The 12,804-nt window shown below is 63.4% G+C and carries 12 protein-coding genes and 1 pseudogene; 8 read left to right on the top strand and 5 right to left on the bottom strand.

Translation table 11 applies throughout. From position 1 onward, the window contains the following. The first annotated feature begins 50 nt into the window (after positions 1 to 50). The 7 genes from GA0061098_RS31405 to GA0061098_RS31375 all read left to right on the top strand — a co-directional run bounded on the left by GA0061098_RS31405 (position 51) and on the right by GA0061098_RS31375 (position 4,649). A complete protein-coding gene (locus tag GA0061098_RS31405) occupies positions 51 to 581 on the top strand; it encodes a DUF2628 domain-containing protein (RefSeq protein ID WP_091965349.1) in 531 nt (176 codons plus the stop codon). Next, positions 578 to 1,228, top strand: a complete 651-nt coding sequence (gene hisH, locus GA0061098_RS31400) for an imidazole glycerol phosphate synthase subunit HisH (RefSeq protein WP_091965348.1) — start codon at positions 578 to 580, stop codon at positions 1,226 to 1,228. The genes GA0061098_RS31405 and hisH overlap by 4 nt, the downstream gene beginning before the upstream one ends. Positions 1,229 to 1,394: 166 nt before the next feature. Further along, positions 1,395 to 2,138 carry a 1-(5-phosphoribosyl)-5-[(5-phosphoribosylamino)methylideneamino]imidazole-4-carboxamide isomerase gene (gene hisA, locus GA0061098_RS31395; protein ID WP_091965347.1) on the top strand — a complete coding sequence of 248 codons (744 nt, stop codon included), beginning with the start codon at positions 1,395 to 1,397 and terminating at the stop codon, positions 2,136 to 2,138. Positions 2,139 to 2,141: 3 nt separating this feature from the next. Beyond that, on the top strand, positions 2,142 to 2,915 hold the full coding sequence (hisF, locus tag GA0061098_RS31390) for an imidazole glycerol phosphate synthase subunit HisF (RefSeq protein ID WP_018323523.1): 774 nt from the start codon (positions 2,142 to 2,144) through the stop codon (positions 2,913 to 2,915). 90 nt (positions 2,916 to 3,005) lie between these two features. Next, positions 3,006 to 3,326, top strand: a complete 321-nt coding sequence (locus GA0061098_RS31385) for a phosphoribosyl-ATP diphosphatase (protein WP_018323522.1) — start codon at positions 3,006 to 3,008, stop codon at positions 3,324 to 3,326. A 27-nt stretch (positions 3,327 to 3,353) separates the two neighbouring features. Further along, a complete protein-coding gene (gene coaA / locus GA0061098_RS31380) occupies positions 3,354 to 4,310 on the top strand; it encodes a type I pantothenate kinase (RefSeq protein ID WP_028139389.1) in 957 nt (318 codons plus the stop codon). 99 nt (positions 4,311 to 4,409) lie between these two features. Beyond that, on the top strand, positions 4,410 to 4,649 hold the full coding sequence (locus GA0061098_RS31375; protein WP_091965415.1) for an SIR2 family protein: 240 nt from the start codon (positions 4,410 to 4,412) through the stop codon (positions 4,647 to 4,649). Between the two features lie 4 nt (positions 4,650 to 4,653). Here the strand turns inward: GA0061098_RS31375 and GA0061098_RS31370 are convergent, their stop codons facing one another. The 5 genes and pseudogenes from GA0061098_RS31370 to GA0061098_RS31350 all read right to left on the bottom strand — a co-directional run. After that, entirely contained in the window at positions 4,654 to 5,712 is a 1,059-nt protein-coding gene (locus GA0061098_RS31370; protein WP_165637718.1) for an AI-2E family transporter, read from the bottom strand. Between the two features lie 228 nt (positions 5,713 to 5,940). Continuing rightward, positions 5,941 to 6,570 carry a histidine phosphatase family protein gene (locus GA0061098_RS31365; protein ID WP_091965346.1) on the bottom strand — a complete coding sequence of 210 codons (630 nt, stop codon included), beginning with the start codon at positions 6,568 to 6,570 and terminating at the stop codon, positions 5,941 to 5,943. Positions 6,571 to 6,674: 104 nt separating this feature from the next. Then, positions 6,675 to 8,912, bottom strand: a complete 2,238-nt coding sequence (locus GA0061098_RS31360) for a PAS domain-containing hybrid sensor histidine kinase/response regulator (RefSeq protein WP_165637717.1) — start codon at positions 8,910 to 8,912, stop codon at positions 6,675 to 6,677. Between the two features lie 126 nt (positions 8,913 to 9,038). Beyond that, entirely contained in the window at positions 9,039 to 9,512 is a 474-nt protein-coding gene (locus GA0061098_RS31355) for a hypothetical protein (RefSeq protein ID WP_091965344.1), read from the bottom strand. A 97-nt stretch (positions 9,513 to 9,609) separates the two neighbouring features. After that, a pseudogene (locus GA0061098_RS31350) lies at positions 9,610 to 11,055 on the bottom strand (YifB family Mg chelatase-like AAA ATPase); the annotation flags it as partial. A 729-nt stretch (positions 11,056 to 11,784) separates the two neighbouring features. On the opposite strand from GA0061098_RS31350, the gene GA0061098_RS31345 reads away from it, so the two are divergent. Beyond that, positions 11,785 to 12,741 carry a hypothetical protein gene (locus GA0061098_RS31345; RefSeq protein ID WP_091965343.1) on the top strand — a complete coding sequence of 319 codons (957 nt, stop codon included), beginning with the start codon at positions 11,785 to 11,787 and terminating at the stop codon, positions 12,739 to 12,741. Positions 12,742 to 12,804: the final 63 nt, after the last annotated feature.

Here is a 12,804-nt window from a genome sequence, read left to right as displayed (position 1 = left end):
GCTGCGCGCCGCTTGCGGCATCACTGAATTCCTAGGAACGGGGCATCACCATGCCTGTCTACACAGTTCATGCTCCCTCCCCTGCCGGAGCCGATCTGCGAGCGACCGACAAGTTCGTGTTCGTGCGCGACGGATTCCATTTCTGGGCGATGATCCTCGGTCCGTTCTGGCTGCTGTGGAATCGGCTGTGGCTGGCGCTGATCGGCTGGGTGGTTTTCGTCGCAGCGTTCAACGCCGGACTGTCGAGCCTCGGCGTCGGACGCGGCTCGATCTTCTTCGCCGATCTCATCGTCGCGCTGCTGATGGGCTTCGAGGCCTCGAGCCTGCGCCGCTGGACGCTGTCGCGCGGCAAATGGCGGCAGCTCGACGTGGTGGTTGGCGATGACGAGGACACCGCCGAGCGCCGCTTCTTCAAGCGCTGGAGCCAGAAGCAGCACGGCATCGTCAACGATCAATGGGCCGTCGATCGCGGCGGCCCGCCGCCGACCCGCAGCGTGCCGGGTCAGCAATTCTCGAATCCGCCGCCGCTTCCGGCCGGCGGCATCATCGGGTTGTTTCCAGAACCGGGAGGGTCAAGATGAGCGTCGCCATCATCGATTACGGTTCCGGCAATCTGCATTCCGCCGCCAAGGCGTTCGAGCGCGCCGCGCGCAGCCTCGAAAATCCGCAAAAGGTTTTCGTCACCAGCGATCCCGATCAGGCTTACGAAGCCGACCGGCTGGTGCTGCCGGGCGTCGGCGCCTTCGCCGATTGCCGGCGCGGGCTCGATGCCGTCAACGGCATGGTCGAGGCGATCACCGAAGCGGTGCGCGTCAAGGCGCGGCCGTTCTTCGGCATCTGCGTCGGCATGCAGCTGATGGCGACCCGCGGCAAGGAGCACGTCACGACCGATGGCCTGAACTGGATCGGCGGCGACGTCGAGAAGATCACGCCGCGCGACGAGAGCCTGAAGATTCCGCACATGGGCTGGAACACGCTCGACGTACTGCAGGAACATCCGGTGCTGAACAAGCTGCCGCTCGGTCCGAAAGGCCAGCACGCTTATTTCGTGCACTCCTACCACCTCAATGCTGCCAACGAGGCGGACGTGCTCGCGCGCGCCGACTACGGCGGAGCCGTCACCGCGATCGTCGCGAAGGACACGGCGATCGGCACCCAATTCCACCCCGAGAAGAGCCAGCGCTTTGGCCTCGCTCTGATCTCGAACTTTTTGCGATGGAAACCGTGATGCGTACCGCTCTTGTTACCTCCCCCCTTGTGGGGGAGGTCGAATGCGCAGCATTCGGGAGGGGGGTAGCGGCAACGGCGGTGCCCGTGGCTTACCCCTCTCCCCAACCCTCCCCCACAAGGGGGGAGGGAGCGCACCGTGTGCGCGGAAAAATCCTGGCTCAATCATGATTATCTTTCCCGCGATCGATCTCAAGAACGGCCAATGCGTGCGCCTCGAGCAAGGCGACATGGCGCGCGCGACGGTGTTCAACCTCAATCCTGCCGCGCAGGCGCAGAGCTTCGTCGAGCAGGGCTTTGAGTATCTCCATGTCGTCGATCTCGATGGCGCCTTCGCCGGCAAGCCGGTGAATGCAGAGGCCGTCGAGGCGATGCTGAAGACGATCAAGATCCCGGTGCAGCTCGGTGGCGGCATACGCGATCTCGCCACTGTCGAAGCCTGGCTCGACAAGGGCATCACCCGCGTCATCATCGGCACCGCTGCGGTGCGCGATCCGGAGCTCGTGAAGGCTGCGGCGAAAAAATTCCCCGGCCGCGTCGCGGTCGGGCTCGACGCCCGCGACGGCAAGGTCGCGGTCGAAGGCTGGGCCGAGACCTCGCAAGTGACTGTGCTGGAGATCGCAAAGCGCTTCGAGGATGCCGGCGTCGCCGCCATCATCTTCACCGACATCGCGCGCGACGGCCTGCTCAAGGGCCTGAACCTCGATGCGACCATTGCGCTGGCCGACGCCATCTCGATTCCCGTGATCGCTTCCGGAGGCCTTGCCTCGATCGAAGATGTGAAAGCCATGCTGACACCGGGCGCGAAGAAGCTCGCCGGCGCGATTGCCGGCCGCGCGCTCTATGACGGCCGGCTCGATCCCGCGGCCGCCCTCACCTTGATCCGCAACGCGCGCGCGCCTGGGAGCTGATACATGTTCAAGGTGCGCGTGATCCCCTGCCTCGACGTCAAGGACGGACGGGTCGTCAAGGGCGTCAACTTCGTTGATCTCAGAGATGCCGGCGATCCCGTCGAAGCCGCGATCGCCTATGACGCCGCCGGCGCCGACGAGCTCACCTTCCTCGACATCACCGCGACCCATGAGAATCGCGGCATCATGCTGGACGTGGTCCGGCGCACGGCGGAGGCCTGCTTCATGCCCGTGACCGTCGGCGGCGGCGTGCGTGAGGTCAACGACATCAAGACGCTGCTGCGCGCCGGCGCCGACAAGGTCTCGATCAACAGCGCCGCAGTATCCCGGCGCGAGTTCGTCAAGGAAGCGGCCGAAAAATTCGGCGAGCAATGCGTCGTGGTTGCGATCGATGCCAAGCGCGTCAAGCGCCCCGGCGGCGACCGCTGGGAGATCTTCACCCATGGCGGCCGCAACTCGACCGGCATCGACGCCATCGAATACGCCCAGGAAGTCGTCTCGCTCGGCGCCGGTGAAATCCTGCTCACCTCGATGGACCGCGACGGCACGAGGCAGGGCTTCGACATCCCGCTGACCCGGGCGATCGCCGACAGCGTTGCCGTGCCCGTGATCGCCTCAGGCGGCGTCGGCAATCTCGACCACCTTGTCGACGGTATCCGCGACGGCCACGCCACGGCCGTGCTGGCCGCCTCGATCTTCCATTTCGGGGAATTCACCATCCGCGAAGCCAAGGAGCACATGGCCCGGCGCGGACTGGCCATGCGCCTCGATGCCTGACGACTCCCGTTCGTAAAAGTGCTACATGAGGTAGCGGGGAATGGCCTCCGTGGCCAAGTGTGTTGCCAAGCGTGTTTCCGAGTAATTCCGATGCCGCGTTTCACGATCCACGATCTGGCCGAGACCATCGACGCCCGCGCGGCGGCCGGCGGCGAAGCGTCCTATACCCGCAAGCTCCTCGACAAGGGCGCCGAGCATTGCGCCAAGAAGTTCGGTGAGGAAGCAGTCGAAACCGTAATCGCAGCAGTCGAAAACGATCGCGCGCATCTGATCGCCGAGAGCGCCGACCTGCTCTATCACTTCCTTGTCTTGCTGAAGGCCCGCGGCGTAAAGCTGGAAGAGGTGGAAGCGGCGCTCGACAAGCGTACGAATATGTCAGGGTTGGAAGAGAAAGCGTCGCGTAAGGGCTAGTATAAGCCGCAACGGAAAGGTCGCGTTATGGATATCCGCGCACCCGAGCAGCAGTATAATCCGTACCGCATCTATTCGCGCGAGGAGTGGGCGCGTCTGCGCGACGATACGCCGATGACGCTGGAGCCGGGCGAGTTCGACCGGCTGCGTTCGCTGCACGATCGCCTCGATCTCAAGGAAGTCGAGGATATTTATCTTCCGTTGTCGCGCCTGCTCTCGATCTATGTCGATGCGATGCAGCGTCTGTATTATGCGGAGCGCCAGTTCCTCAACATCCGCGACCGCAAGGTGCCCTACATCATCGGCGTCGCCGGCTCGGTCGCGGTCGGAAAATCCACCACGGCCCGCGTGCTCCAGGCCCTGCTGGCGCGCTGGTCGCCGCGCCCGAAGGTCGAACTCATCACCACCGACGGATTCCTCTATCCGAACGCCGTGCTCGACCGGCAGGGCATCATGCAGAAGAAAGGCTTTCCGGAAAGCTACGACCTGCCGCTGCTGCTCAGCTTCCTCTCCGATATCAAGTCCGGCCGCCGCCATGTGCGTGCACCGGTCTATTCGCATCTGACCTACGACATCGTGCCCAACCAGTGGGCCGAGATCGACCAGCCCGACATCCTGATCGTCGAGGGCGTCAACGTGCTGCAGACCGGCAAGCTGCCGCGCGACGGCAAGGCGGTGCCTGTGGTCTCCGACTTCTTCGATTTCTCGGTCTATATCGACGCAGACGAAGCCCCGCTGCGGCAATGGTACATCAAGCGCTTCCTGGCGCTGCGCGACACCGCATTCACCAATCCAAAGTCCTACTTCAACCGCTACGCGCTGTTGTCAGACGAGGAAGCCACTGCCACCGCGATCGCGATCTGGGAGCGCACCAACCTCGCCAATCTCGAGGACAATATCCTGCCGACCCGCCCTCGCGCGACGCTGATCCTGAAGAAGGGCGCCGACCACACCGTGGAGAACGTGGCACTCAGGCGACTGTAGTCGCGGCGGTCGGCGGATCCTGCGCGTTCGTGCAGCGTGTCTTTTGTTGCAGACCGGCAAGAGGTATTGGGCTATGACCTTGGAAAACGCGAGGTCTCGATGGTTGATCGTCTCAGAAGTGCTGCGGAACAACTCGAAGCACCGACCTGTCCGGATTGCCATGTCGAGATGAGGTGGTACCGCTCGGAACTGCTCGCGGACGAGCCGGTTCCGGTGATCGCGCATCTCTTCGTCTGCCCGCATTGCAAGCGGGCGGCAAAGACCGACACCGTCTTCAAGGACACGTCGGGGCCGCCTGACAAGCTCTCGGCGCCGCGCTTCGTAGCTTACGCCGCGTAGCAGGTCATTTCCGGACCTCCTGTTGCTCTTTCGAGCGGACGAAGACCTGCCAGGCCGTCAGGAACATAGCCGCGACGAGTGGGCCGATGACGAAGCCGTTTGCTCCGAAAGCCGCAAGGCCGCCCAGCGTGGCGAGCAACACAATGTAGCTCGGCATCCGGATCGACTGTCCCACCAGGATGGGACGAAGAAAGTTGTCCGCAAGGCCAATCACGAAGGTGCCGAAAGCGAGCAGGATGATTCCCTTCGTGACTGAGCCTGCCACAAGCAGATAGAGCCCAGCTGGAAGCCATACCAGCGCGGAGCCGAGCACGGGCAGAAGCGAGAGCAGCGCCATCAGCGCGCCCGCCAGTAGCGGCGCGGTCAGTCCGAGCAGCCAGAAGATCACCCCGCCGAGCGCGCCCTGAATCAGGGCAACGAGGATGATTCCCTTGATCGTCCCGCGAACCGCCAGGGTGAACGCATTCAGAATCTCGGCGCTGTGGCTCGGACGCAGCGGCAGGGCGTCGCGGATGCGTGCGTTCAGCTCGTCACCATCGCGCAGCAGAAAGAACAGCAGGTACAACATCACGAGCAAGCTTGCGACGAATTCGAGGGTCAACTGACCGATGTTGATCGCGTGCCCGGCCAGCTGCTGGCCGGCCGGGACGAGCAGTCCCGACAGGCGTTCCTTCAGGGCCGAAAAATCGATGCTGGCGAGGCGATCCGCCATGGGAGCAGCCCAGTCGGGCAGCGCGGATTTCAGCTGCTGAAGCGGATGAGCAAAACTGATCTCCCCCGACTGAACGCGCTGATACAGCTCCCCTCCCTGGTCGATGAGCGAGGCGATGACGATCGCGACGGGGATCAAGACGATCACCACCACGACGACAACGGTGGAGAATGCGACAATGTTGCGCTTGCCCGGGAGGGTTTCCAGGAAGCGTCGATAGAGCGGGGCGAAGATGATGGCCAGCAGCGTGGCCCACAGCAATGCTCCGGAGAAAGGCCAGAGCACCCAGCCAAACGCTAGCGTGATTGCGGCAAGCAATACGAGAAATGAGCGGTCTTCCGATGTTCTCACGTGTTCGCCAGCCTTTCAGTCGGAACTCGCAAGACGTGGGTATCACAAGACGATCGTGCGGGGGCAAGTCGCACAAGGTCAATCTGTCCGCGGCGTTTCGGCAATGTCTCGGCATATCTCAGTTGCCGAGACATTGGCCGGATACCCTCCACGTGAGCCGGCTCGTCGAGAGGCCGGGGAAATCCGGCCCCTCCATCACACCAGCGATCAGGGCCGAATGCAGGCGCTTCACTTGCCGGCTTTGGCGCTCCAATCTGCAGGCTTGATGCGTCCGGCAAAGGTGGCCGGGCCGGAGCTGCCGGCCTTGTAAACGAAGGCCTCGCCTTCCCCGACGTCACCGGCCTCCTTGCCGAAGGCATCGGCGATGTTCGTCTTGTGGGTGACCAGGAAATTGTTGGTACCAGCTTTCGGCGGCGCGTCGACGAGCTGGCGCACCGCCTGCCCGGCCTTTGCATTGGCGCCGGTCGGGTTTGCCATTCCCGATGCGCTGGCGTTGCTGCTGTCCGTCAACGCGTCGACCGGCTTGACCTCGCCGCCGGAGATCAGCATGCCGGCCTCGATCGCACGGTTGAGCCGGCTGGTGTAGACATCGCCGATCGGGATCGCGAGGTCCTTAATCGCCGCCCCGATCTGGCGCGCCATGTCCCTGCCCTTTTCGCTGAGCTGACGCTGGGCGCTCATGTCGTCGAACTTGAAGGGGTAGACGTCCTTTTGGCTGTCGTCGGTGGCGGTGTGCCGAAAGATCAGCACGTAGCCGCCTTGCTTGAGCGAGGCGATGAGCTCCGGCGTATCGGCCGCGGCGTGTCGGGAAAATCCAGCGAGAAAGACAATGAATACGAGGCGGCAAAGCACGTTCATGCGCGAAACCCTCCTGCAATGCCCCCGGAGGATGGTGACGCGCAACGCGGTCGATTTCAATTATGGATTGCCTGATGGGATGAGGTTCCCGTGAGGTCTTCGGGTCAGACGGCCAGCCGCCGTGACGCCGCAAGCCCTGCCAGCGCTTCGCCCAGCTTGTCGCGATCGAGCGGCTTGATCAGGAATCCGTTCATGCCCGCCTCGAAGCAGGCATAGCGATCCTCCACCAGCGTATTGGCGGTGAGCGCTAGGATCGGCGTGTGGTGGCCGCCCGTCGCCGCCTCATGCGTGCGGATTCGCTTCGTCGCCTCGATGCCGTCGAGCTGCGGCATCTGGATGTCCATCAGCACGAGATCATAGGGCGTGCCGGCCGATGAAGCGGCGAGCCAGGACTCCAGCGCAGCCTCGCCATGGACGGCGATGACGACGCGATGGCCGAGCTTCGTCAGCAGCGAGCGCATCAACAGCGCGTTGATCTCGTTGTCCTCGGCGACGAGGATCGACAGGCCTTTGGTCGCTCCTTTGGCCGGTGTCGCGCCGGCAGCTTCCGCCGGAGTTTCCGGCGCCAGATCGGGCGAGGCCACCTCCGGCGTCATCGCAAGGCGCGCGGCGAGCGAAGCCGCCCGCAGCGGCTTCACCAGAAAACCGGTGAAGGCCGGCGACAGCTTTTCGTGGCGCGAGCTGGAGGTCAGCAGCACGAGGCGCTGCAGGGCATGTGTGCGGGCCATTTCGCCCAGCTGGTCGGCTATGGCAGGGCCGATCGCACGATCGATCAGCACCGCGTGCCATGAGCGTTCCGGCAGCAGCGCTTCGGCGACCGCGGCATCCGCAACCATGCAGGTCTGGCCACCCCAGCGCTCGAGGCGCCGTGCGATCAGCGAGGCCTCGATGCCGTCGGCGACGAGGAGCATCGACTTGCCGGTGAGGTCTGGGCTCGGGAAGGCCGTCTGTCCCGCGCTGGCTTGCGACGGCGGAAGCGGCACCGCAATCTCGAAGGTCGAGCCTTGGCCCGGCTCGCTCGCGAGCGTGATCCGGCCGCCCATGCGCTTGACGATGCGCTCGCTGATGGCAAGGCCAAGCCCGGTGCCGCCATAGGTGCGGGCGACGCGCTCGTCGGCCTGCTCGAATTCGCGGAAGATGCGCTGCTGCGCCTCCGGCGCAATGCCGATGCCGGTGTCGCGGACCAGGAAGCTGATCTCGTTCGGCCAGATGCCGGGCTCGACGATCAGCGCGACGCCACCGCTCGCGGTGAACTTGATAGCGTTGCCGGCGAGGTTGAGCAGCACCTGGCGCAGTCGCGCGGCATCGCCGACCACCTCCAGCGGCAGGCGCTCGTCGACATAGGCCGCGATCTCGAGCGACTTGGCCTGTGCGCGCGGTGCGAGCAGCTCGGTGATTTCCTCGACCAGGGTCGAGAGTGCGAAGGGACGTTGTTCGAGATCAAGCTTGCCGGCCTCGATCTTGGAATAGTCGAGCAGTTCCTCGATCAGCGCCATCAAGGCTTCGCCCGAGGTTTTCACCGCTTTGGCATAGGTCGCCTGCTCCGGGGTCAGCGTGGTGTCGAGCAGGAGGCTCCCCATGCCGATGATGCCGTTCAGGGGGGTGCGGATTTCGTGCGAGGCCATCGCGAGGAAGCGCGATTTGGCACGGTTGGCGGCGTCGGCCTGGTCGCGCGCGCCGGACAGAGCGCGTTCGGTCTCGGTGCGGTCGGTGACGTCGCGTCCCACGCTCTGCAATTCGGCGGGCTGTCCGGCATCGAGGCGGACATAGCCTTCGCGCCAGGCGATCCAGCGCGCGCCAAGCGGGGTTGCGATCTTCTGGTCGTGCATGCGTGTGCCGCTGCTCTCGCGGGCGCTGTCGCCCTGCTCCAGCACGTCGAAATCGAAACGCGTGCCGACCAGCGCGCTGCGCGCCTGTCCTGCGAGCGCGCAATAGGCTTCGTTGGCGAAGGTGATGCGGCCATCGGTAGCGCGCAGCACGATGAGGTCACCCTGCTGCTCGAACAGGCTGCGGGCGCGTTCTTCCGCCTCCTTCAGCTCCCAATTGCGGTCGATCAGCGCCTCGTTGTGGGCGGCGAGGGTACGCAGCCGCTTGTTCACGAAACGCAGGCGCATGCTCAGCGTTGCAAGGCCGAGGCAGGCGAGCGCGAACAGGAAGCTCGCGCCGATCGCAAAGGTGTGGGGATCGTAGCCGGAGTTCTCGGACCGGCTGCCGGACACGAAACCATAGGCGCCGCCGAAGGTCGCCGAGAAGATTATGAAGGAGCGGATCGCGAAGGCGATGCGGGGATGCTGTCGCCTGAAACGGCGCATGCGCACCTTGATCCGGAACGTCCGACCCATCGTCACCGACCCCGACTCTTTTTCGAAATCCCGCCACCCGCCGTCTGCGACGATGTCGCGCCGACCTTGCGAACAGCTTGAGGCTTTGGCGTTGCCTCCAAACAGGGTTGACGAGGTGTTAACGCTTCAGAGCGAGGCGGCCTGGAGCTGGAGCGGGCGATGGCCGCCATGGGCGCCGACGATCAGCGCCGCGGCCTCGCGCTGCGAGAACGATTTCGAGCGCACATAGATGCGGTAATCCGCCGGCCCTTCGGTAGAGAGATAGATCACCTGGCCGCCATCAACGGGCTGAGCGGCAATCGAGACGAGGCGCGTCGAGGGGTTGGCCTGGCAGGAATCCGACTCGGAATCGAGACCGTCGTCGACCACGGCGAAGTCCGCCGTATCAGCATCGTCGGTGATCTGAACCCGCACCGTGGCCCGGGCGGGATCTTCGGTGAAGGCGACATGGACGCCGGCGGTCCAGAACAGGGAGGTGAGCTCGACCGAGGTTTCGCCGAGAGCGATGCAGGGATGCGAGACCGAACCGATCTCCGCGCGGGCGAACACCGCAGCCGCCAACAAGGGAACAACCGAGGCCAGGATCTTGAAACGCAACATGACACTCTACTCGCCGGGGGCCCCGGGAACTCATTGGGCCTTATGGTTTGCAGAGCGTAAAGGAAACTCGTTACCGCCGGGTTGATGCGCGGAATGATCAAGCCATCTGCCGCACATCCTCCGCGAGTGCGCGGTAGGACAGCGCTTCGGCGAGATGCAGCCGGCCGATCTTGTCGGCGCGATCGAGGTCGGCCAGCGTGCGCGCCACCCGCAGCACGCGGTGATAGCCGCGCGCCGACAGCCGCATGGTCTCGGCGGCGTCGCGCAGCAGCTTCTGGCCCTGCGCGTCCGGCTTTGCGATCTCCTCCAGCACGGAGGCAGGAGCCTCGGCATTGGTGCGGACATGGGGCCGGCCGGCATCGGCATAACGCGCGAGCTGGATGTCGCGCGCCGCCGCCACGCGGGCGGCGACCTCGGCGGAGCCTTCTGCCGGTGGTGGCAGGATCAGATCGGCCGCGGTTACGGCGGGCACCTCGATGCGCAGGTCGATGCGGTCCATCAGCGGGCCGGAGATGCGCGCCTGGTAGTCGCCGGTGCAGCGGTCGACGCGGCCGCGCTTGCAGGCATAGCCGGGCTCGAACGCGTTGCCGCAGCGGCACGGATTCATCGCCGCGACCAGCATGAAGCGGGCAGGGTAGGTGACGCGATGATTGGCGCGCGACACCGCGACCTCGCCGTTCTCCAGAGGCTGCCGCAGCGAATCCAGCACGCGCGGATCGAACTCCGGCAATTCGTCGAGGAACAGCACGCCCTGATGCGCCAGCGAGATCTCGCCGGGTTTTGCGCGCATGCCGCCGCCGGTGAGCGCGGCCATGCTGGCGGAATGATGCGGCGAGCGGAACGGCCGCCGCGCCGTCAGCGCGCCGCCCTCGATCTCGCCGGCGACGGAGGCGATCATCGAGACCTCGAGCAGTTCGCTCGGTGACAGCGGCGGCAGGATCGAGGGCAGGCGTGCCGCCAGCATCGACTTGCCGGCGCCGGGCGCGCCGATCATCAGCAAATGATGCCCGCCGGCGGCGGCGATCTCCAGCGCGCGCTTGGCGCTTTCCTGACCCTTGATGTCGCGCAGGTCGAGCGTGGAGGCGGCGGGCTCGTGCACCTTCGGTGACGGCCGCGACAATACCTGCGTGCCCTTGAAGTGGTTGGCGATCTGGATCAGCGAGCTTGCTGCGATGATCTGGATGTCCGGGCTCGCCCACGCCGCTTCGGAGCCGCACGAGGCCGGGCAGATCAACCCTTCCTCGCGCATATTGGCGCCGAACGCGGCGGGAAGAACGCCGGCCACGGGCGCGATCGAGCCGTCGAGGCCGAGCTCGCCGAGCACGGTGAAGCCGGTCAGCGCATCCGGCGGGATCGCACCGATCGCCGCCATCAGGCCGAGCGCGATCGGCAAATCGTAATGGCTGCCTTCCTTGGGCAAGTCGGCCGGCGCCAGATTGACGATGATCCGCCGCGCCGGCAGCGCCAGGCCAGAGGCGATCAGCGCCGAGCGCACCCGCTCGCGCGCCTCAGACACCGCCTTGTCCGGCAGGCCGACGATCGCGATGGTAAAGACTATTAACCCCCAGTGTAGATCGAAATTCTAAGCCGGGGTAAGCGGCTCCGCCGACAAAGCGCGATATCCGTAGCATCCTCACGGCTCCGATCAGAGCTGAGCCTCGGAAGCGCAGCCGAACCTCAGTAAATGTCCCTATGGGAGAAGAGGAAACACGTTTACTGAAGCGTAACCTCGTTACCCGGAATGAAAAAAAAAGAAAAAAAGAAGTTCCAAGGTCCCAATTCGATCTCGGGTTCTGTGACGCTCAATCTGACGCCGTCGGAAGTTTCTTCGGAGGCCTGCACGTTCTGCATCGACGCGAGCAGGGCCGGGACAGTAATAACGCCGTGGCACCCCCTTGAACCCGGAACGGATGGGCGTGACTTACGTTGAGGTAACCCCTAGATTGTGCTTGTAGATGTGTTGCACATATGTCACAGTTCCGCGCAATTCTTTGTTTACCGAATCGATCGACTCTATGGAGTCTCAACCCAAGATGGTACCGATTCGGCGCCAGGGGGGAATTCGACAATGATTGAATTTTTAGTGGTCGCTGGAATCGCTAGCGGCGTCGCTGGTGCTGTGGCCGGCGGGATTACCCTTGGCTCACGCTATGTGGAAGCCAAGCTCCATTATGAAGATCAAGACGTTAAACTCGACCGTCCAATTCTCGCACCTCGGACTCGGCGCAGCTCCAATCTCGGAGAGAATCACGCCGCTTAAAGGCGGCGTGCAGTGTGGCTAATCGACAAATTTAGGGAGAAAGCCAAAGAGAAGGTTGCCGAAACGGGCGCGACCGTCTCGAATTGGCTTTGGGGTGTTATATTAGCTGCCCTTGGCGCGTATGCGCTCTCAATTTTCCAAGCTTACTTTCACCTGGATCACACCCCGACTTGGCCAGAAGTAGGGGGGCTGTTGCTCGATTCGGCGAAAAGCCTTCCATCGTTTCTTTGGGATTGGCTGATCTCGCGGCCATATGACGCAATAATAAAGGATCATCCAGCGATTTCGATCGCGGTCATTGTGTTGACCGTGACGGGCTTGATTTTGGCGAGCCTCCTCTTTCGCGCAAATCGAATCCTGAATCGTCAAGGCGAGATCTTGTCGGATGCTGCAGCCAACGAAGCTCTCGTTACTCAAGCTGGGATCAAAGGAAGGTTCCCGCACGCTCGGCAAGCTGATGACGGAGCGCCATGGAAATCTCTGTGTGAGGACATTCTCAGAGCGGAAAACAAGTTCGTCTACATATTAGGAGCCAACGGAATCGACACGTTCGGAAAACCGGGCTCTCCTCTCCATGAGGCGCTCCAAAACTTTCGAGGCCATATTCGCGTTATTCTGTGCAAGCCGGGCAGTAAGCAGATGAAAGGGCGCGCCGCTGCTGTCGGGATGATTTCCGGTGAATACGAGAAGGCGATCAAAGAATCGGTTCGTCGCTTGAAATTTTTGAAGAAACAGGCCCACTCGATCGAAGGCCGATATTATGAGGGTCAGCCGAATTGGAAATTGATCGTGACCAATTCAACCCTTTGGGTACAATACTATTTACCCGGCGGCCCGCACGTAGATCAAACGCCAGCTTGGTTGCTCAACGCGACTGACAATACTGATGGCTTTTATCATCTTTTCCATATGGAATTTAATCGCATATGGGAGCGATGTGTTGAGGCGCCAATCAATTTGAATTCATGAGCAGGACTGCAACTGCTGCAGTGGAACGGGGAGCTGCGACAGTTACTTCCCCGCCAACCCATC

The sequence above is a fragment of the Bradyrhizobium shewense genome, assembly GCF_900094605.1.
Taxonomy (GTDB): domain Bacteria; phylum Pseudomonadota; class Alphaproteobacteria; order Rhizobiales; family Xanthobacteraceae; genus Bradyrhizobium; species Bradyrhizobium shewense.
This window is presented reverse-complemented; position numbering and strand designations above follow the sequence as displayed.

Excerpts from the sequence above, each read along its gene's own strand:
- GA0061098_RS31405 (WP_091965349.1), top strand. The coding sequence starts at position 51 with ATGCCTGTCTACACAGTTCATGCTCCCTCCCCTGCCGGAGCCGATCTG.
- hisH (WP_091965348.1), top strand. The coding sequence starts at position 578 with ATGAGCGTCGCCATCATCGATTACGGTTCCGGCAATCTGCATTCCGCC.
- hisA (WP_091965347.1), top strand. The coding sequence starts at position 1,395 with ATGATTATCTTTCCCGCGATCGATCTCAAGAACGGCCAATGCGTGCGC.
- hisF (WP_018323523.1), top strand. The coding sequence starts at position 2,142 with ATGTTCAAGGTGCGCGTGATCCCCTGCCTCGACGTCAAGGACGGACGG.
- GA0061098_RS31385 (WP_018323522.1), top strand. The coding sequence starts at position 3,006 with ATGCCGCGTTTCACGATCCACGATCTGGCCGAGACCATCGACGCCCGC.
- coaA (WP_028139389.1), top strand. The coding sequence starts at position 3,354 with ATGGATATCCGCGCACCCGAGCAGCAGTATAATCCGTACCGCATCTAT.
- GA0061098_RS31375 (WP_091965415.1), top strand. The coding sequence starts at position 4,410 with ATGGTTGATCGTCTCAGAAGTGCTGCGGAACAACTCGAAGCACCGACC.
- GA0061098_RS31365 (WP_091965346.1), bottom strand. The coding sequence starts at position 6,570 with ATGAACGTGCTTTGCCGCCTCGTATTCATTGTCTTTCTCGCTGGATTT.
- GA0061098_RS31360 (WP_165637717.1), bottom strand. The coding sequence starts at position 8,912 with ATGGGTCGGACGTTCCGGATCAAGGTGCGCATGCGCCGTTTCAGGCGA.
- GA0061098_RS31355 (WP_091965344.1), bottom strand. The coding sequence starts at position 9,512 with ATGTTGCGTTTCAAGATCCTGGCCTCGGTTGTTCCCTTGTTGGCGGCT.